The organism is Enterococcus sp. AZ109, from assembly GCF_051714625.1.
Classification (GTDB): domain Bacteria; phylum Bacillota; class Bacilli; order Lactobacillales; family Enterococcaceae; genus Enterococcus_A.
Genome location: NZ_JBIOSF010000001.1, coordinates 459248 through 479789, shown reverse-complemented (window position 1 = coordinate 479789; position 20542 = coordinate 459248). Strand labels below are relative to the sequence as shown.

Below are 20542 nucleotides of genomic sequence, written 5' to 3'. Positions count from 1 at the left end.
ATTCGAATATTGTTTTGACTTAAATTTGATTGATTGATAGAATGTGAATGACAAATGAAAGGAGCAACTTATGAAGCCAGAAGTAGCGATTATCATGGGAAGTACCTCAGATTGGGAAACAATGAAACATGCATGTGACAGTTTAGATGAGCTAAAAATTTCATATGAAAAGCAGGTGGTGTCAGCACATCGAACACCTGACTTAATGTTCGATTTTGCAGAAAAGGCTCGTGGAAGAGGAATAAAAGTTATTATTGCTGGAGCAGGCGGTGCTGCTCATTTACCGGGAATGGTTGCAGCGAAAACTACCTTACCAGTGATCGGAGTACCGGTTCAATCTAAAGCACTAAACGGGTTAGACTCGCTTTTATCGATTGTTCAAATGCCTGGTGGTGTGCCAGTAGCTACAACGGCTATTGGAAAAGCAGGGGCAACAAACGCAGGTCTACTTGCGGCACAGATGCTTTCAATGTATGATGAAACCATAGCTGAACGTTTAGAACAAAAGCGTCGGAAAATGAAAGAATCTGTATTGGAAAGTAGTGAACAACTTGGTTAAACCATTACAACCGGGCGCCACGATTGGAATCGTTGGCGGCGGTCAATTAGGTCGCATGATGGCGATCAGTGCGAAAGAGATGGGATTTCGTACGGGTATCATAGATCCTACGGAAGATTGTCCAGCTGCGCAAGTTTCTGATTGGCACATTGTTGCGCCTTATAATGATCAGGCAGCGTTAGAAGAGATGGCACGTCGAACACAGGTTATTACCTATGAATTTGAAAATGTCGATGTAGATACGTTGAATCAAATCATCGATCACGCTAACATCCCTCAAGGAACAGATTTGTTAGCAGTCACACAAGACCGTTTGATGGAAAAGGCTTTTTTAGAGAGTAACAATATTGTTATTGCACCCTATGGAACCATTATTAGTCCAACTGACATTCAAGATGCTATTGAAGGTATTGGCTTTCCGTGTGTGTTGAAAACTACTCGTGGCGGTTATGATGGGCATGGACAGTATGTATTGAAAGGTACCTCTGATTTAGCGCCTGCCATGAATTTATTGCGTTCAGGAACTTGTGTGTTAGAAGCATGGATACCTTTTGAAAAGGAGCTTTCTGTTTTAGTTGCCGGTAACGGGTATGGGGAATATGTAACATTTCCAGTTGTTGAAAATATTCATCGCAATAATATCTTGCATGAAACCATCGCGCCAGCTCAAATTGATTCAGCAGTAGTTGAAGAAGCTAAGCGTATTGCTAAAGTCATCGCAGAAGGTGTAGATTTGGTAGGCACACTATGCGTGGAAATGTTTTTAACTAAAGCGGGCGCTCTATATGTTAACGAAATGGCCCCACGTCCACACAATTCAGGACATTATACAATTGAGGCATGTTCCATTAGTCAATTTGATGCGCATATTCGAGGTGTCTGTGGTTGGCCACTAGCTCAGCCGAAGCTTTTATCTGATGCGGTAATGGTCAATGTTTTAGGCGAACACCTTCTGGGAACCTATGAGATTATTGATGAAAAACCGGATTGGCATTTTCATTATTATGGGAAAGCTGTGGCAAAACAAGGTCGCAAGATGGGGCACATAACTTTATTGACTGATGATATTGCTAGAACACTTGAAGAAATCAAAAATACTGAAATCTGGGATTAAAAGGAGAAAAAATCATGATACCTCGTTACACACGACCTGAAATGGGTGAAATTTGGAGCGATGAAAATCGTTACCGTGCTTGGCTGGAAGTTGAAATTTTAGCAGATGAAGCGTGGGCAGAGTTAGGTGATATTCCAAAAGAAGATGTCAAAAAAATTCGTGAGAATGCTGATTTTGATATTGACCGTATTTTAGAAATTGAACAGTCTACAAAGCATGATGTAGTAGCCTTTACACGTGCGGTCTCTGAAACGTTAGGTGAAGAACGTAAATGGGTTCACTACGGTTTAACTAGTACTGACGTAGTAGATACTGCTTATGGTTATTTATATAAACAAGCCAATGATATCTTACGCAAAGATTTAGCTGACTTTTTGACAATCGTCGGTGAAAAGGCGAAAGAACACAAATATACAGTTATGATGGGACGTACGCATGGTGTACATGCAGAACCTACGACCTTTGGTTTAAAATTAGCCACTTGGTATTCTGAAATGAAACGCAATATTGAACGCTTTGATCGTGCGGCTAAAGGAGTCGAAGCTGGAAAGATTTCTGGTGCTGTCGGTACATTTGCTAATATTCCACCTTTTGTTGAAGCGTATGTTTGCGAACACTTAGGCATTCGCCCGCAAGAAATTTCTACGCAAGTATTGCCACGAGACTTGCATGCGGAATATTTCTCAGCGTTAGCATTGATTGCAACTTCTGTTGAACGCTTTGCCACTGAAATTCGTGGCCTGCAAAAGTCAGAAACGCGTGAAGTAGAAGAATTCTTTGCTAAAGGACAAAAAGGTTCGTCAGCAATGCCGCATAAACGTAATCCGATCGGTTCAGAAAATATGACTGGACTGGCTCGTGTGGTACGTGGTCATATGGTAACGGCATACGAAGATGTTGCTTTGTGGCATGAACGGGATATCTCCCACTCATCAGCTGAGCGGATTATTGTTCCTGATACTACTATCTTAGTGGATTATATGCTGCATCGTTTTGGTAATATTGTTAAAAATCTAACGGTCTTCCCTGAAAACATGAAGCGCAACATGGATGCGACCTTTGGCTTAATTTACAGCCAACGAGTATTGCTGAAGCTGATTGACAATGGTATGACTCGTGAAGAAGCCTATGACTTGGTACAACCGAAAACAGCTTATGCGTGGGACAATCAGACTGCCTTCCGTCCGTTGTTGGAAGCTGATGAAAAAATTACTAGTGTGTTATCAAAGAGCGATTTAGATGATGCTTTTGATTATAATTATCATTTAAAGAATGTTGATCAAGTCTTCGAGCGAATTGGGATTAAATAGGTAATGGACTATATGTTACCATCCCAACTACCAGGTTAAAGAGGAGTTAATCAGTGAACTTTAAAAAAATTACTTACAGGTTTTTTTCGATTTTTTCAATAATTTTAATGCTATGGGTAGTTGGTACAACAATAATCATCCCGAAAATCGGTCCGATTTTTGGGATGTTTAGAGCCCAACACTCACCTAAAATTATAATTATTTTGAATATAGGTTGCCTTACACTTGTTTGTTTATTGTATTTTTTTCTATGGAGAATACTAAAGAAAAGATCGAGTCAAATGCGTTTAAGTGATAAAAATACATTAATTATTTTAGGAGTGGAGCTTCTAATTTACATCATCAGTTTACTACTCTTTTTTAGATTTATTGGTTTTACCAATCCAGTGGATGATACTAGTATCACTCTTAACTATTTAGATCAATTATCTGCAAACAACCATTTAGGATATGACTATATGTATTCAAATCCTCAAAATTTATTTTTGATGTTTATTTTTGAAGGTATCCATACTTTGTTTGGAAGAGAATATTCCACAATAATTGTCGCATTTTGTTTGTTGCATGCTATTACAATACTTTTTTCTTTTTTCGCTATGAGAAATATTAAAATCTGTAATCTAGTGTCGTTAATAGCTATTCAATTTTGGATATTTGCGGTTCAAATATCTTTGCACGTAGGGGTGGCTTATACGGATACGTTGGCATTATTTTTTGTGTCGATGGCATTATTCTTTTTCACGAAGTTTATCAAAGAAAATCAATCAATGAACATTAGTAAAAACTTAGAAAGAAAAGTCAACTGGATATATTTAAGTCTTACTTTGATTAGTTTGACTTTAGGCTATATTGGAAAAGGAACAGTTTTGATTGTTATTCTAGCTTTTTTTGTAACATTTTGGATTTCATTTTCGGGACGTTTAAAAATTATCAGTTTTTTACCGATAGTATTTTTAATACTAGGAATTTTTGGTTGGAAACAAATTATAATAAATCAAAACATATTTCCTGATAGCAATTTTGGTCAGCCTAATACTCACTATCTCATGATGGGACTTAGTAATGCAAAAAAAGGCGAGAGTAACCCGTATTCTTGGGCGCCAGGTGTTTATAACTCTGATGATCAGGCGTTTACTTGGAAGTTATTTTTAGAAGAGAAAAAACCAAAAACAGAAATTACTCAAACTCATTTTGAAATTATCAAAGATCGTTTGAATCAACTATCTTTAGTTGAAAAAATTAATTTTGTCAATCACAAAGTTTCAGTAACATGGAGTTCTGGCGATTTAAAATCAACTTTTGAAATGATTTTAGGAGCAAATAAAGAAAAGAATAGGATGACGTTACTTTACAATAAAACATCAGGTCTTATTCTCTATATAGTTATGATGGTAGTACAATACTGTATTTATGTTGGAGTGATCTTGTCAATATGTCAATTCTTCCGAAAATTTGACGTTTTTGTTCTTTTGGGAAATATTTTTATTTCTGGATACTTTTGTTTTCTTATTTTGTGGGAAGCAAGCCCACGTTATGCGATGCTGCTGTTTCCTTTCGCAATAATCATGATAGCAAAGTACTTACAGTCCTATAGCTTGAAAAGTATAGTGGAGTAAATATTATATGGTTTTAATCGAAAAGAAAAAGCGTATAGAGGTGTATAATCTATTGGCTATTTCTTATTTGATCGTTCGGAAAACGTAGTAAAACCCGCATGTTAACATTAACATGCGGGTTTTACTATGCGTAAGATTCCATCTCAATGAAGTAGTTTTGTTTTAATGAGTCTAACAAGGAAGAAATCAAAGAATAATCATAGGAATGATTATTATATAAAATTTCGATCCGATAAGAATTCTTCAAAAACGAATGATCCTTTAGTTGTGTGATAATTAATTCATCGTGGTGATTATTTTTAAAATGTAATGACTGCATGCATTCAGAGCGCTTAGGATTTAAGATCTTCTTCAGGTTGCGACAAGAATAAAAGCTGACATTGCAATTGATTGTATGAGATTCATTTAAGCCTAATAGTGAATTAAGTAACAATTGTTGATCGTGCTCAGAGAGTGTAGCGATAAATTCTTGAGCAGCAGACTGTGGATCTAACATAATCATTCCTCCGATATTGTTCTCTCAAATAGAATATATCATCCTTAGAATCAATTGTAAACGTTATCTGAAACGAATTAGTCACCTCCCAACGTCTTGTCAGGTAAAACACGAACTATATAAAGAAAAATATATTATAATATACGATAAAGCGTTGACCAGCATATTTTAGCTTGTTACACTATAAATGAAAACAAAACGAACAATTTTAGTCGAGTTTCATAAATTGTTCACTATAAAGGAGCGTTTACGCGTGAAAAAAGAGGCATTGCTCTATGAAGGCAAAGCAAAACAGTTGTTTAAAACTGATGATCCGAAAGTTGTTTGGGTAGAGTACTTGAATCAGGCAACTGCTTTAAACGGAGCAAAGAAAGATCAGATTGCTGGCAAAGGCGAACTTAACAATCAGATTACAAGTTTAATATTTTCTTATCTTCATGAAGTGGGCATTGATAATCATTTTATCAAGCAACTCTCAGAAACAGAGCAATTAATCCGTTCTGTTGAAATCATCCCCCTTGAGGTTGTGGTGCGAAATGTTGCCGCAGGTAGCTTTGCGAAACGACTAGCAATTACGGAAGGGACCCCGCTAAAATTTCCTATTGTTGAATTCTACTTCAAAAATGATGCCTTGGACGATCCCATGATTACTGAGGACCATATTAAAGTGCTGGATATTGCAACTGCTGATGAAATTGAAACGTTGCGCAAAATGGCACTGGACGTTAATGAAGCACTAAAAAAACTATTTACTGAAATTAATATTAAACTAGTGGACTTCAAACTAGAGTTTGGTCGTACGGAGTCAGGTGAGATTTTACTGGCAGATGAAGTTTCGCCAGATACTTGCCGTTTGTGGGACTTAACGACTAATGACCACTTAGATAAAGATATTTACCGTCGTGATTTAGGGGATATTATTCCCGTTTATCAAGAAGTATACAATCGATTAAACAAACGAAAAGGAGCTTAACCCATGTATTTTGTAAAAGTTTATGTCACTTATAAAGAGTCCGTTCTTGATCCTCAAGGAGAAGCTGTTAAAGGAGCCGTTCACCGTTTAGGCTACGAAGAAATTGAAGAGATCCGTATTGGAAAATACTTTGAGATGAAAGTTGCCAAAAGTGATCGTTCGGTAGAAGAGATGATTGAAGAAGTTTGTGACAAGTTATTGGCAAATGTCAACATGGAAACCTATCGTTTTGAAGTCCTTGAGATGGAGGAAGCCTAGCATGAAATTTGCTGTCATTGTATTTCCTGGTTCTAATTGTGACATGGATATGTATTGGGCGATGAAAGAAATCATGGGGGCCGATTGCGAATATGTTCGATATGACGCCGACAGCTTAGAAGGCTTTGACGGCGTATTATTGCCAGGCGGCTTTTCTTACGGCGATTATTTACGCTGTGGAGCGATTGCCCGTTTTGCTAATATTATGAATGAAGTCGTTCGTTTTGCAGAACAAGGTAAACCTGTTTTCGGCACTTGTAACGGATTCCAAATTTTAACTGAAGCCGGCTTATTGCCAGGAGCATTACGCCGAAATGATTCACTGAAGTTTATTAGCAAAATTACGCCACTAAAAGTGGTAAACAATCAAACAAAATTCACTAGTGAATACGAACAGGATGAAGTGATTCAAATTCCTGTTGCTCATGGCGAAGGAAATTATTTCTGTGATGAAGAAACGTTAGCTGAATTGAAAGCCAACAATCAAATCGTCTTTACCTACGAAGGTGACAATATCAACGGCAGTATCGAGAATATCGCCGGTATTATTAATAAAGAAGGCAACGTCCTCGGTATGATGCCCCATCCAGAACGGGCGATGGAAGAATTGCTGGGCTCAGAGGATGGTAAGAAATTCTTTGCTTCTATCTTAAACAACTTCGGAAAGGTGACCGCTAACTAATGATAAACGTAGAACCAACACCACAACAGATTAAAGATCAACGTATTTATGCTGAATGGGGCTTAACCGATGAAGAATACCGCTTAATTTCAGAAGATATTTTAGGTCGGATGCCGAACTATACAGAGACAGGTTTGTTTTCTGTTATGTGGAGTGAACATTGTTCGTACAAAAACTCTAAACCAGTCTTACGTAAATTTCCGACCGATGGCGAACAAGTTTTACAAGGACCAGGAGAAGGAGCAGGGATCGTTGATATTGGCGACGGGCAAGCGGTTGTTTTTAAAGCCGAAAGTCACAATCACCCTTCTGCAGTGGAGCCTTATGAAGGTGCAGCTACTGGAGTAGGCGGAATTATTCGCGACATTTTCAGTATGGGTGCTCGGCCTATCGCTTGTTTAGACTCCTTGCGTTTTGGCGAATTAGATAATGAACGAACTAAATATTTGTTAGAAGAAGTGGTAGCTGGTATCAGCGGCTACGGTAACTGTATCGGAATTCCAACAGTAGGTGGAGAAGTTGCTTTTGATCCGTGTTATGACGGCAACCCATTAGTTAACGCAATGTGTGTGGGCTTAATCGATCATAAAGATATTCAAAAAGGCCAGGCTAAAGGAGTCGGCAACTCAATTATGTATGTTGGTGCTAAAACAGGCCGAGATGGCATTCATGGAGCGACCTTCGCATCAGAAGAATTTGTTGAAGGGGAAGAACAACAACGTTCTGCGGTTCAAGTAGGCGATCCTTTTATGGAAAAACTACTATTAGAAGCATGTCTAGAATTAATCTTGGATCATGCGGATATTTTAGTTGGGATTCAGGATATGGGCGCAGCTGGTTTAGTTTCGTCAAGTGCTGAAATGGCTTCAAAAGCTGGATCAGGATTGAAATTGTACCTTGACGATGTACCTCAACGGGAAACTAATATGACCCCTTACGAAATGATGCTTTCAGAATCACAAGAACGGATGCTGATTTGTGTTGAGCAAGGACACGAAGAAGAAGTGGTTGAATTATTTAAAAAATATGAATTAGATGCCGTCACTATCGGCGAAGTAACTGACGATGGTTTGTATCGGTTATATCATCATGGTGAAGAAGTGGCGAATTTACCAGTTGATGCATTGGCTGAGGATGCACCAGTTTATGAAAATGAACGGACAGAACCAGCACGGATCAAAGAATTTGCAGCAATGGCGGATTTTGTGCCTGAAGTAAATGATGCTACGGAAACTTTGCTAGCGTTACTGCAGCAGCCAACAATTGCCTCAAAACGTTCAATTTACGAAACCTATGATTCACAAGTAAGAACCAATACAGTTGTTCGTCCTGGAAGCGATGCCGCGGTTTTACGTGTTCGTGGTACAAACAAAGCTTTGGCTATGACAACTGACTGTAATGCTCGTTACTTGTATTTAAATCCAGAAATTGGTGGACAAATTGCAGTAGCGGAAGCGGCACGTAACATTGTTGCTTCAGGTGGACAACCGTTAGCAATTACTGACTGCTTGAACTATGGTTCTCCTGAAAAACCAGAAGTATTCTGGGAATTGTGGACTTCTGCCGATGGTATCTCAGAAGCTTGTCGTACATTAAATACTCCTGTTATTTCGGGAAATGTATCTCTTTACAATGAAACGAATGGAAAAGCCATTTATCCTACACCAATGATCGGTATGGTTGGTTTAATTGAAGACTTGGCACATATTACTACGCAGGAATTTAAAAATGCTGGTGATTTAGTTTACGTAGTCGGTGAAACCAAAGCAGACTTTAATGGAACAGAAATTCAAAAAATGCAGTTAGGTCGTATTGAAGGTAAGATCATGGATTTTGATTTAGCAACTGAAAAAGCGAATCAAGAAGCCATGCTTAAAGCAATCAAAGCAGGATTAGTCGCTAGCTGTCACGATTGTGCCGAAGGTGGCGTGGCTGTAGCAATTGCAGAAGCAGCTTTCAATAATGAATTAGGTGTAGCAGTTAAACTGAATATGCCAAAAGAAAACCTGTTTGCTGAAACCCAATCACGCTTTGTTGTTTCGGTTTCAAAAGAAAAACAAGCGGCTTTTGAGGAAATAATGGCAGAAGCAGCGCAGTTAGTCGGAGAGGTAACAGATAACGGCGAATTGTCAATCCAAGTAGAAGATGGTCAAATTCAAGTGGCAACGAAACAAGCGGCAGATTTATGGGAGGAAGCTATTCCATGTCTTATGAAGTAAGAAGCTTAAATGAAGAATGTGGCGTATTCGGCATCTGGGGTCACCCAGATGCTTCCCGCGTCACTTATTTTGGTTTGCACAGTCTTCAGCACCGGGGACAAGAAGGTGCTGGAATTGTTGCGAACGATCAAGGAAAACTAACTGGTTACCGAGGATTAGGTCTCCTATCCGAAGTATTTGAAGATGATGCACAGCTGTCTAGCTTAACAGGACAAGCAGCAATCGGTCACGTTCGTTATGCAACAGCAGGTAATGGCAGTGTGGATAACATTCAGCCTTTTCTTTTCAAATTTTACGATGGTGACGTGGCATTGGCCCACAATGGTAATTTAACAAATGCCAAAAGTTTACGAAATGAACTTGAAAAAGATGGAGCGATTTTTCATTCCAACTCTGACACAGAAATTTTGATGCATTTGATCCGCCGCAGTCACAAGGAAACGTTCCTTGATCAGCTGAAGGAATCTCTGAACGCTGTCAAAGGAGGTTTTGCCTACTTGATGATGACAGAAGATTCAATGGTGGCTGCTTTGGATGCTAATGGTTTTCGGCCGTTGTCAATTGGCCGGATGGTTAACGGTGCTTATGTTGTAGCTTCAGAGACCTGTGCCTTGGAAGTTGTCGGTGCAGAATTTATTCAAGATGTGAATCCTGGGGAAATCATCATCATCAATGATGAAGGTTTAACAGTAGATTATTTCACTAAGGATACTCAACATGCGATTTGCTCCATGGAATACGTTTATTTTGCACGGCCTGACTCTAATATTGCAGGTGTCAATGTTCACAGTGCCAGAAAGAAAATGGGCAAAATATTGGCTCAAGAATCGCCGATTGATGCAGATATGGTAGTTGGTGTTCCTAACTCATCCTTATCAGCAGCTAGTGGGTACGCTGAAGCGTCAGGAATCCCTTACGAAATGGGCTTAGTAAAAAATCAATATGTAGCTCGAACCTTTATTCAGCCGACTCAAGAACTTCGTGAACAAGGCGTTCGGATGAAGCTTTCAGCCGTAAGCGGTGTTGTTGAAGGTAAAAAAGTTATTATGGTTGATGATTCCATTGTTCGGGGAACTACTAGTCGACGGATTGTTAACTTGTTAAAAGAGGCTGGAGCCAAAGAGGTTCACGTACGAATTGCTTCGCCACCACTACGGTACCCTTGCTTTTATGGTATTGACATTCAGACGCGCAAAGAATTAATAGCAGCCAATCATACGGTGGATGAAATTCGCGACTGCATTGAAGCCGATTCTTTGGCCTTTTTAAGTGAAGAAGGATTAATTCAATCAATTGGATTAAACTTTGATGCTCCATATTCTGGTTTGTGTATGGCGTATTTTAATGGCGATTTCCCAACCCCATTGTATGATTATGAGGATCAGTACCAAGCATCATTAAAAGAAAAAACATCATTCTTTCTAAAATAGAACTGAGCAAGAAGACTAACTTTTAATTTAAAAAGGGGCGAATTTAGTGGCAAACGCGTATGCAAAAGCTGGTGTAGATGTAGAAGCTGGTTATGAAGTAGTAGAACGCATCAAAAAACATGTAAAACGAACAGAACGAATGGGAGTCATGGGAGCCATTGGTGGATTTGGCGGTTGTTTTGATTTAAGCCAATTTGAGATAAAGGAACCGGTCTTGGTTTCTGGAACAGATGGTGTTGGGACTAAATTAATGGTGGCGATTCAAGCGGATCAACATGATCAAATCGGGATTGATTGTGTGGCAATGTGCGTGAACGATATCGTGGCACAAGGCGCTGAACCTTTATACTTTTTAGATTATATAGCAACGGGTAAAAATGTTCCGGCTCGCTTGGAACAAGTAGTAGCTGGTGTAGCAGAAGGCTGTGTGCAAGCTGGTGCGGCGTTAATCGGTGGCGAAACGGCTGAAATGCCGGGCATGTATGGGGAAGACGATTACGATTTAGCTGGATTTACAGTTGGGATCGCTGAAAAGAGTCAAATGATTACTGGTGACAAAATTAATGCCGGAGATGTATTAATCGGCTTACCGTCTTCTGGTATTCACTCAAACGGTTATTCTTTAGTTCGCAAAATCTTTTTTGAACAAAAGCAATTGACTGTGGACGCTAAAATCCCAGAATTAAACGATAAAAAGCTGGCAGATGAATTGTTGACTCCAACTAGAATTTATGTTTCAGCTGTATTGCCTTTAGTGAAAAACGAATTAGTGAACGGCATTGCCCATGTGACTGGCGGTGGATTCGTGGAAAACATTCCTCGGATGTTACCTGATAACTTAGCTTGTGAAATTAACTTAGGTTCATGGCCGGTACTGCCGATTTTTGAGGTAATGGAAAAATACGGCGAAATCCCAGCTATGGAAATGTACGAAATTTTCAACATGGGTATCGGCATGGTTTTAGCTGTTTCACCAGAAAAAGTTGACAAAGTTGAAGCAACCTTAAAAGAATTAAAAGAAGACTTCTATACTATCGGTCAAGTGGTCGAACGTAAAGATGAAGCCATCAGTTTTAAAGGAGCTAACTAATGAGATTAGCGGTATTGGCCTCTGGCAATGGTTCAAACTTCGAAGCAATCGCTCAAGCTGTCAAAGCAGGAGATATTCCGGCTGAAATTGTTCTGCTTTTTTCTGATCACCGGGATGCTTATGTATTGGAGCGAGCGAAAAACAACGACATTCCAGCGACGGCTTTTGAATTAAAAGAGTTTGAAAATAAAAAGGCTTATGAATCAGCTTTGCTTGAATTATTAGCAGAGCATCAGGTAGATTTGATTGTATTGGCTGGTTATATGCGAATTATCGGTGAAGGTTTATTAGAAGCTTACCCCAATCGGATTTTAAATATTCATCCAGCGCTGCTGCCGAATTTTCCTGGCTTGCACGGGATCAAGGATGCTTATGAAGCGAAGGTTAGTGAAACAGGTGTGACTGTTCACTACATCGATAGTGGTGTGGACACTGGCCCGATTATCGCCCAAGAAGCGGTAACGGTTGATCCAGAAGAAACCTTGGAACAATTAGAAGAAAAAATACATCAAGTGGAGCATCAGTTGTATCCACGAGTAATTGCTGAAATTGTAAAGGAGACGTCAAAATGAAACGAGCACTAATCAGTGTATCAGATAAAACAGGAATCGTAGAATTTACCAAAGGCTTAGTTCAACAAGGAATCGAAATCATTTCGACTGGAGGCACCAAAAAAGCCTTAGACGAAGCCGGAATTGCTACCTTGGCAATCGACGAAGTGACGGGCTTTCCTGAAATGATGGATGGACGAGTAAAAACGTTACATCCAAAAATTCATGGCGGTTTGTTAGGACGTAGAGATCTAGCCAGTCATATGGATGCCATGAAAGAGCATGATATTCAACCGATCGATTTTGTCTGCGTGAATTTGTATCCTTTTAAAGAAACGATCAGTAAAGATGGTGTGACAGAAGAAGAAGCAATCGAAAATATCGACATCGGTGGGCCAAGTATGTTGCGTTCTGCTGCTAAAAACTTTGGATCAGTCACTGTGGTTGTTGACCCAAAAGATTATGCAATTATTTTGAGCGAGCTAAAAGAAAATCAAGAAACAACTCTAGCAACCCGCAAACGTCTAGCTGCTAAGGTTTTCCGTCATACTGCTGCTTACGATGCTTTGATCGCAGATTACCTGACAAAGGCAGTGGATGAAGCTGAACCAGAGAAGTTAACTCTGACTTATGATTTAAAGCAATCATTACGTTATGGTGAAAACAGTCATCAAAATGCTTCTTTCTATCAGTCAGCAATACCTGTTCCTTTCTCAATTGCTAGCGCAAAACAATTACATGGTAAAGAGTTGTCTTATAACAACATTAAGGATGCTGATGCGGCTTTACGGATTATTCGGGAATTTGACGAACCGACCGTAGTTGCTTTGAAGCATATGAATCCTTGTGGGATCGGTAGCGGAAAAACTATTTCGGAGGCTTATCAGTTTGCCTATGAAGCAGATCCAAAGTCAATTTTTGGTGGGATTCTAATCGCTAATCGCCCGATTGATTTAAAAACAGCCGAAGAAATGCACAAGTTATTTTTGGAAATTATCGTAGCACCTGACTTTGACCAAGAAGCTTTTGATTTGCTGGCAACGAAGAAAAATCTGCGTCTGATGCAATTAGACTTCGATCAAATGAAGGAAGACAATTCACCAGAAACAGTCTCGGTCTTGGGTGGTTTATTAGTTCAAGATCAAGATTTAGTAACGGAAGTTAGCGACAGCTGGGAAGTGGTCACTGACCGCACACCTACAGAAGAAGAGCTGAAAGCCTTAAGTTTTGCTTGGAAAGCAGTAAAACATGTGAAATCTAACGCAATTGTAGTAGCAAACGAACGACAAACAGTCGGAATCGGTGCTGGACAAATGAATCGCGTTGGCTCAGTAGAGATCGCATTGGAACAAGCTAAAGATAAAATGGATGGAGCTGTTTTAGCCAGCGATGCATACTTCCCAATGGATGACAGTGTGGAATACGCAGCTAATCACGGAATCAAAGCAATTGTTCAGCCAGGTGGTAGTATTCGCGACAAAGATTCAATTGCAATGGCAAACAAATACGGTGTCGCAATGGTCTTCACTGGCGGCCGTCATTTCAGACATTAATAGGGAGGTAACAAATGAAGGTATTAATTATCGGCAGTGGTGGACGTGAACACGCAATTGCTAAAAAAATCCTTGCCAGCCCCAAGGTTAGTGATGTTTATTGCGCCATGGGAAATCCCGGTATGGAAAAAGATGGGATCCAAACTGTGGCGATCAACGAAGATGACCACGTTGAACTAATCAAATTTGCAAAAGAACAGCAAATTGCTTGGACGTTTGTTGGTCCAGAGGTTCCATTATTGAACGGTATCGTAGATGATTTCCAAACAGCTGGCTTAAAAGCGTTTGGTCCCAATAAACAAGCGGCAATGATCGAAGGTTCTAAGGAATTCGCAAAAGAAATTATGATGAACAACCAGATTCCAACTGCTGAATATCAAGCATTTACTGATTATGATGAAGCGGTTGCTTACGTGAATGAAAAAGGTGCGCCGATTGTTATCAAAGCAGATGGGTTAGCTGCGGGTAAAGGTGTAACTGTTGCGATGACTTTGGATGAAGCCCTAGAGGCATTGAAAGAAATGATGACAGATCTGAAGTTCGGTGCTAGTGGCTCTAAAGTCGTAATCGAAGAATTTTTAGAAGGAGAAGAATTCTCCTTGCTGGCCTTTGTTCGGGATGAAGAAGTCTACCCTATGGTGATTGCCCAAGACCACAAACGGGCTTACGATCAAGATCAAGGACCAAATACTGGGGGAATGGGGGCATATTCACCAGTTCCCCAAATTTCTGATGAGATTGTGCAACAGGCGATTGACGGAGTTCTTCATCCAGCAGCTAGCGGAATGATGAAAAATGGGACGCCATTTACGGGTATTTTATATGCCGGGTTAATCGCTACGGTGTCTGGTCCCAAAGTAATTGAATTCAACGCTCGTTTTGGCGATCCAGAGACCCAAGTTGTATTGCCGCGAATGGAAAGCGATCTTGCAGAAGTTATTGATGATCTACTGAATGACAAAAAACCAGAACTGAAATGGAAAAATACTGCTTCTGTGGGTGTAGTGGTGGCTGCTGAGGGTTACCCTGCTTCTTACAAAAAAGGGATGGCCATTCCAAATTTTGAAGATGACGTTACAGTCTATTATGCGGGTGCTGCGGGTGACAAAGATCAATTAACAGCCTCGGGTGGAAGGGTATTTTTAGTTGAAGCAGAAGCGGCAACGATTAAACAAGCCCAAGTTAAAGTTTACCAAGCGTTAAATAAAGTCGATACAACGGGCTTCTTCTATCGCAACGATATAGGAGATAAAAGCTTAAAATAATAAGACACAGCAGATACTCTATAAAGGAGTATCTGCTTTTTTGTAAGTGAATAGATACGGTTAAGGATTATCTCTATTAATAAACTTGCTAAAGTATCACTGTGTTCATAGACAAAGTTTGTTGAATATAAATTAAAAAAATAAGGAACTTTGAAGAGCAGTTTAACCGATTTTAGGATTATCATTCTGGAAATGTGCGAGTTTACACAGTATTTTCCATAACTTCATCTTCTTAAAGTAAAGATAATAAATCAGCCGTTACTTCTTTACAGATAATCACATAAGAGCGATAATAGACGAAGTGCCGACAGAAAACTCATTAAATGAGGCAATGATTAGTTTTTGATGGGTGTTTTTGTGGCGCAGTTTTACTGGTTTGGTAACGCTTTTAATCAATTATTTTCAGAATCGAAAGGATATTGCATTTAGAATGACAGAAACCGGTTTAAATGGTAAAATTATTATGAAAATATGATTAGAAAACAGGAAAAGGGGATTAGTATATGCGTAAAATCAAATTTGGTTCGACTGACTTAGACGTTTCAGCCGTTATTTTGGGCTGTATGCGAATGAATAAAGCAGAAGACCCTGTTCGCGTTATCGAAACAGCTTACGAGCACGGAATCAATTTCTTTGATCATGCTGATATCTATAGTAAAGGGGAATGCGAAGAAGTCTTTCGTGACGCTTTGAAGAAAACGAGTATCAAGAGGGAAGACTTGATTATTCAAAGTAAATGTGGAATTGTTCCAGGAGTAATGTTCGACTTTTCGAAAGATCATATCATTGAATCAGTAGAGGGTAGTTTACAACGCTTAGGAACGGACTACCTTGATGCTATGCTGTTACACAGACCCGATGCTTTAGTTGAACCAGAAGAAGTAGCAGAAGCTTTTTCTAAATTGGAAAAAGAGGGAAAAGTTCGTTATTTTGGAGTGAGCAACCAAAATCCAAGTCAAATTGAATTACTGAAGACGGCGGTAAAACAACCGTTAATTGCGAATCAATTACAATTTGGAATTATGCACACCGGAATGATTGACCAAGGCATTCATGTGAATATGAAGGACGATCGCAGTGTGGATCATGATGGTGGTTTGATCGAATATTCTCGCATCAACCAGATGACCATCCAAGCTTGGTCACCGTATCAATATGGTTTCTTCGAAGGGGTCTTTATCGATAATCCAAAATTCCCAGAGTTAAATAAACAACTAAAAGAATTGGCTGCACGTTACGGCACAACACCTACAGGTTTAGCGAGTGCTTGGATCTTACGTCACCCAGCCAATATGCAAGTCATTGCCGGAACGATGAATGAACAACGAATCAAGGAAATTGCGGAAGCAGCTGACATTGTACTGTCAAGAGAAGATTGGTACAGCATCTATCTTGCTGCAGGAAATGACTTACCTTAAGTTATGAAAGAGGCGAGTATTATGGAAAACAAGTGGCAAATATCGCAAATGGAAGCAGCCAAGCCAGATTTAGATCAGTTTATGGACTTTTTGCCAAACGCCCATTACTTAAAAATTTTACTTGCACAATTGAACCGCCATTACGATCCTGACATCAAGATCATGTTTCAAAAAAGATTTGGCTGGTATATAGAGGTAGTTCAATATGGTGGCGTTTTGTGCCGGATTATTATCCACAATGACTACTTTTCTGTAGTGACACCTTTTCCAGAATTCAGTCGAAGTTACTTAAATCCGATGTTGCAAGTGATGTCTGATGAATTTAAGGAACAATATAAACTGGTAACAAGGGATACGAAACAGTTTGAAATGAGCGTAACAACAGAAGCTGAAATGGAAGATGTCATTTATCTAGTAAGTCTTCAAGCGAAAAAATTAAGAGAAACGCAAAAAGTTTAACTGAATGTTCGTGATTCACGAACATTAGTCAAAAAAAGCTTGCATTTTATTTTGAATTGTTGTAAATTACATAGGGCTGGAAAGCCCTATGTTTTTTTATGTCATTAATTATGGAGGAAACTCATGAAAGTATTTGATTATGAAGATATTCAATTAATCCCCAACAAGTGTATTGTAAACAGTCGGTCAGAGTGTGATACTAGTGTGACTTTAGGGAAACACACCTTTAAAATGCCAGTGGTTCCTGCTAATATGCAGACAATCATTGATGAGGAAATTGCAGAATTTTTAGCTGAAAATGGCTATTTCTATATTATGCACCGGTTCTATGAAGACCAACGTATTCCGTTTATTAAAAAAATGCGTAAACGTGGATTCATTACCTCCATTAGTGTGGGAGTTAAGCATTATGAATATGACTTTGTGAAAGAATTGGCAGAAAAAGACTTAGTGCCTGATTATATTACAATTGATATTGCTCATGGACACTCAGAACCCGTGATTAGAATGATTAAGTATATTAAAGAACTGCTACCTGAAACCTTTGTAATTGCTGGAAATGTTGGTACCCCTGAGGCAGTAAGAGAACTAGAAAACGCTGGTGCTGACGCTACGAAGGTTGGGATTGGACCAGGAAAAGTCTGTATTACTAAAATCAAAACCGGTTTTGGTACAGGTGGCTGGCAATTAGCAGCACTATCTTGGTGTGCGAAGGCTGCGCGTAAGCCCATTATCGCAGATGGTGGGATTAGAACGCATGGAGACATTGCGAAGTCTGTTCGTTTCGGTGCCTCAATGGTTATGATCGGTTCATTATTTGCTGGACACGAAGAATCTCCGGGCGAGACAATGGTACAAGACGGTGTTGTTTATAAAGAATACTTTGGCAGTGCCTCAGAATTCCAAAAAGGTGAAAAGAAAAATGTCGAAGGTAAAAAAATCTGGATTCCTTATAAAGGACGCTTGCAGGACACTTTAGTGGAAATGCAGCAGGATTTACAATCTTCCATATCATATGCTGGTGGGAATGATTTAGAGGCTATTCGTACAGTCGATTATGTTGTTGTTAAGAATTCAATTTTTAATGGAGATACAATTTAAGTAATATATATAAACGAATAAAATATCCCGATGCAGCTTTTTTAGCGGCAACGGGATATTTAGCTTTAAATAGTCAAGGCAACATGAAAATCTCTTAAATAGTCTTTCAAGGCAGCTAAGTCTTTGTGAAAGACAAAACCCTTTAGCAAGATAAAAAAGCACTTAAATTCTGTCTCGTGAATTAAACAGAATTTTTAGTGCTCATCACATTTTTATTTAGGCAAGGCAGAATCAAAACCGATAACATCTTCGACAGGGATGGATAATACAATACCTTGTGCTTCACTAAGCAGGCCACACTGTTCACCTATAGCTCTCATAATTTGTCGTTTCTTGTCCTGGTCAACTAACAAAAAGATCATTTCTTTTTCAGGTTGGATGCTGATGCCCCATTTTTTCATGGTTTCTTTGGAATCCAATCTCCGGGCGTGGAGTACCGTACCACCAGCTGATCCAGCTGCATTAGCGGCTTCCATAACTTCTTCGCTAAAACCTTGGTTGACCGTAACCATTATTAGACTATGCTTAGCATCCTTAATCATCCGTTTTTCCTCCTGTTGTATATGTTGGTGGAGCTCTTCTTCCATTTCAGAATTTAATATCTTTAAAATATAGGAGCTAGCTCCTGTAATGGGGAATGTAAAGGCACAACCCCTATTTGGCTTGTGAAGACACAACTTCTGATTAAGTTCTTCAAAAAGCTCCTGCACGCAATCTTTTAAAATAGGACAGAAAAAAACCGCTTTTCCGGATACTCCTAAGCCTAAAAGATCCATCAGCTCACTTCTGGCTGTTCCTTCTCCTGCACATAAATACTGGACTGGAGAATAGTGTGTTTCTAAAATAGTGTGGGCTTTTTTTAAGTCCTTTTGACCTACAATTAAAACCAACATACGAACAGCAGGTTTATTCGTTCCCTTAATTGTCATTTTCAGTATCCTCCAAATCCTCTATTTCGTTAAGCTCTTCCATTGATAGTTCAGCAATTCTAGCATCTCGTTTTTCTTTCACTTGATAAATGACCCCCATTATTTGAATGGCAATCAGAGGAGTCATCGCAACTAGCGCAACTACCCCAAAGGCATCAGTCATGATGTTACCGCCCAACGCTTCACAGACACCAATGCTAAGAGGGAGTAAAAACGTGCTGGTCATCGGGCCACTGGCAACCCCACCAGAGTCAAAGGCAATCCCAACAAAAATCTTAGGAACAAATTTAGTCAAAATCAGAGCGATAAGATAGCCAGGTAAAACTATCCAATAAATACTGATCCCCGTAATGGAACGCATCATGGCTAAGCCGACACTGACAGAAACGCCTAAAGAAAGTGATAAATTCATAGCAGAAGCAGAAATTGAGCCACCGGTAATGGTTTCTACTTGCCGATTTAATACTTGAATAGCAGGTTCTGCTTTTACAATGAAATAGCCGATGAGCATACCAATCGGGATAAGCAACCATTTATACTGACTGGCAGCCAGATCGCCACCAAGCAGACTTCCAACTGGTGCAAAGCCAACACTCACACCAGCTAAAAACAATACCAGTCCAATATAAGTATACACTAGACCTACGACCATTCGTAGAAAATGACGATGATGATAACGATGACTAATAAGCTGTAATGCTAAAAACATAAAAGCGATTGGTAAAATAGAAACAAGCACATCTTTGGCGTAATGGGGAAGGACCAACATAAATTCTCGCACGACATCTTGAGTCGTTACTACGCCGATAATTTCAGTTTTTGTATAATCTGCACTTTCCGGTCGAAAGAAAATACCCAGTAACATTACTGCTAAAATGGGACCGACACTAGAAATGGCTACTAATCCAAAACTGTCGTCACTAGCGTGGGCATCACTTCTGACGGAAGCAAGCCCAACACCTAAAGCAAGGATAAAAGGTACCGTGATTGGTCCGGTTGTCGCACCACCAGAGTCAAAGGCCAAAGCCAAAAAATTGTCTGGTGTAAAAATGCTGACGATAATTACAATCCCATAAAGGATCATTAGGATAATAGATAAATTGATACGAAATAAAATTCTTAAGACAGCAATCATTAGGCAAATGCCAACCCCACCAGCTATGGTCCAAACTAAGGTACTGCTGGGAATGGCTGGAACTTGGTCAGCTAAGACCTGTAAATCTGGTTCGGCAATGGTAATCATCATACCAATTGCAAAGATAGTCACAGCGAGAAACGTAGTTTTTTTTATTTTTGATAATTGTACACCAATACCTTCACCAAGAGGCGTCATGGCCATCTCTGCTCCAAGTTGGAAAAATCCCATTCCGACAATTAGCATAGCGGCTCCAGTAAGAAACATAGCAATTGTTCCAATCTCCATCGGCACAAGAAAAATACTAATAATTAAAACGATAGCTGTGATGGGGAGTACTGCTGACAATGATTCTAAGGTTTTTTCTTTTAGTTTTTGATTCAT

At 39.4% G+C, this 20542-nt stretch carries 19 protein-coding genes; 16 read left to right on the top strand and 3 right to left on the bottom strand.

All coding sequences use genetic code 11. From position 1 onward, the window contains the following. Positions 1-70 precede the first annotated feature (70 nt). From purE to IGI42_RS02285, 4 genes are read left to right on the top strand one after another with little or no spacing between them, the layout of a single operon-like run. The gene (gene purE / locus IGI42_RS02300) at positions 71-559 is read left to right on the top strand and encodes a 5-(carboxyamino)imidazole ribonucleotide mutase (protein ID WP_438714039.1); all 489 of its coding nucleotides are present in this window, start codon (positions 71-73) and stop codon (positions 557-559) included. Further along, complete coding sequence (gene purK / locus IGI42_RS02295; RefSeq protein WP_438714038.1) at positions 552-1673, top strand: 5-(carboxyamino)imidazole ribonucleotide synthase; 1122 nt, start codon at positions 552-554, stop codon at positions 1671-1673. The genes purE and purK overlap by 8 nt, the downstream gene beginning before the upstream one ends. 14 nt (positions 1674-1687) lie before the next feature. Further along, a complete protein-coding gene (gene purB, locus IGI42_RS02290) occupies positions 1688-2983 on the top strand; it encodes an adenylosuccinate lyase (RefSeq protein WP_438714037.1) in 1296 nt (431 codons plus the stop codon). 53 nt (positions 2984-3036) lie between these two features. After that, positions 3037-4599: a hypothetical protein gene (locus IGI42_RS02285; protein ID WP_438714036.1), complete on the top strand. Its 1563-nt coding sequence runs from the start codon at positions 3037-3039 to the stop codon at positions 4597-4599. 124 nt (positions 4600-4723) lie between these two features. Here IGI42_RS02285 and IGI42_RS02280 read toward each other — a convergent pair whose 3' ends face one another. Then, positions 4724-5095 carry a hypothetical protein gene (locus tag IGI42_RS02280; RefSeq protein WP_438714035.1) on the bottom strand — a complete coding sequence of 124 codons (372 nt, stop codon included), beginning with the start codon at positions 5093-5095 and terminating at the stop codon, positions 4724-4726. 253 nt (positions 5096-5348) lie between these two features. On the opposite strand from IGI42_RS02280, the gene purC reads away from it, so the two are divergent. The 12 genes from purC to guaC all read left to right on the top strand — a co-directional run bounded on the left by purC (position 5349) and on the right by guaC (position 18094). Then, positions 5349-6068, top strand: coding sequence for a phosphoribosylaminoimidazolesuccinocarboxamide synthase (gene purC / locus IGI42_RS02275; protein ID WP_438714034.1), 720 nt, complete (start codon positions 5349-5351; stop codon positions 6066-6068). Between the two features lie 3 nt (positions 6069-6071). Then, entirely contained in the window at positions 6072-6326 is a 255-nt protein-coding gene (purS, locus tag IGI42_RS02270) for a phosphoribosylformylglycinamidine synthase subunit PurS (protein WP_438714033.1), read from the top strand. Between the two features lies 1 nt (position 6327). Beyond that, on the top strand, positions 6328-7008 hold the full coding sequence (gene purQ, locus IGI42_RS02265; protein WP_438714032.1) for a phosphoribosylformylglycinamidine synthase subunit PurQ: 681 nt from the start codon (positions 6328-6330) through the stop codon (positions 7006-7008). Continuing rightward, a complete protein-coding gene (purL, locus tag IGI42_RS02260; protein ID WP_438714031.1) occupies positions 7008-9227 on the top strand; it encodes a phosphoribosylformylglycinamidine synthase subunit PurL in 2220 nt (739 codons plus the stop codon). The genes purQ and purL overlap by 1 nt, the downstream gene beginning before the upstream one ends. Beyond that, positions 9212-10657 (top strand): amidophosphoribosyltransferase, encoded by a 1446-nt coding sequence (gene purF / locus IGI42_RS02255; protein ID WP_438714030.1) that lies wholly within the window; start codon positions 9212-9214, stop codon positions 10655-10657. Before purL ends, purF begins: the two co-directional genes overlap by 16 nt. 46 nt (positions 10658-10703) lie before the next feature. Continuing rightward, a complete protein-coding gene (purM, locus tag IGI42_RS02250) occupies positions 10704-11747 on the top strand; it encodes a phosphoribosylformylglycinamidine cyclo-ligase (protein WP_438714029.1) in 1044 nt (347 codons plus the stop codon). Next, positions 11747-12319: a phosphoribosylglycinamide formyltransferase gene (purN, locus tag IGI42_RS02245; protein WP_438714027.1), complete on the top strand. Its 573-nt coding sequence runs from the start codon at positions 11747-11749 to the stop codon at positions 12317-12319. Before purM ends, purN begins: the two co-directional genes overlap by 1 nt. Then, positions 12316-13851, top strand: a complete 1536-nt coding sequence (purH, locus tag IGI42_RS02240; protein ID WP_438714025.1) for a bifunctional phosphoribosylaminoimidazolecarboxamide formyltransferase/IMP cyclohydrolase — start codon at positions 12316-12318, stop codon at positions 13849-13851. Before purN ends, purH begins: the two co-directional genes overlap by 4 nt. A gap of 14 nt (positions 13852-13865) precedes the next feature. Continuing rightward, a complete protein-coding gene (purD, locus tag IGI42_RS02235) occupies positions 13866-15116 on the top strand; it encodes a phosphoribosylamine--glycine ligase (protein ID WP_438714024.1) in 1251 nt (416 codons plus the stop codon). A gap of 503 nt (positions 15117-15619) precedes the next feature. Continuing rightward, entirely contained in the window at positions 15620-16534 is a 915-nt protein-coding gene (locus tag IGI42_RS02230; protein ID WP_438714022.1) for an aldo/keto reductase, read from the top strand. A gap of 21 nt (positions 16535-16555) precedes the next feature. Continuing rightward, a complete protein-coding gene (locus IGI42_RS02225) occupies positions 16556-16993 on the top strand; it encodes a DUF3788 family protein (protein ID WP_438714020.1) in 438 nt (145 codons plus the stop codon). Positions 16994-17116: 123 nt separating this feature from the next. Then, a complete protein-coding gene (gene guaC, locus IGI42_RS02220) occupies positions 17117-18094 on the top strand; it encodes a GMP reductase (RefSeq protein WP_438714018.1) in 978 nt (325 codons plus the stop codon). Between the two features lie 212 nt (positions 18095-18306). Here the strand turns inward: guaC and IGI42_RS02215 are convergent, their stop codons facing one another. Together IGI42_RS02215 and IGI42_RS02210 are read right to left on the bottom strand one after the other, a co-directional pair. Continuing rightward, complete coding sequence (locus tag IGI42_RS02215; RefSeq protein WP_438714017.1) at positions 18307-19023, bottom strand: transposase; 717 nt, start codon at positions 19021-19023, stop codon at positions 18307-18309. After that, entirely contained in the window at positions 19013-20542 is a 1530-nt protein-coding gene (locus tag IGI42_RS02210) for a DUF1538 domain-containing protein (RefSeq protein WP_438714016.1), read from the bottom strand. The genes IGI42_RS02215 and IGI42_RS02210 overlap by 11 nt, the downstream gene beginning before the upstream one ends.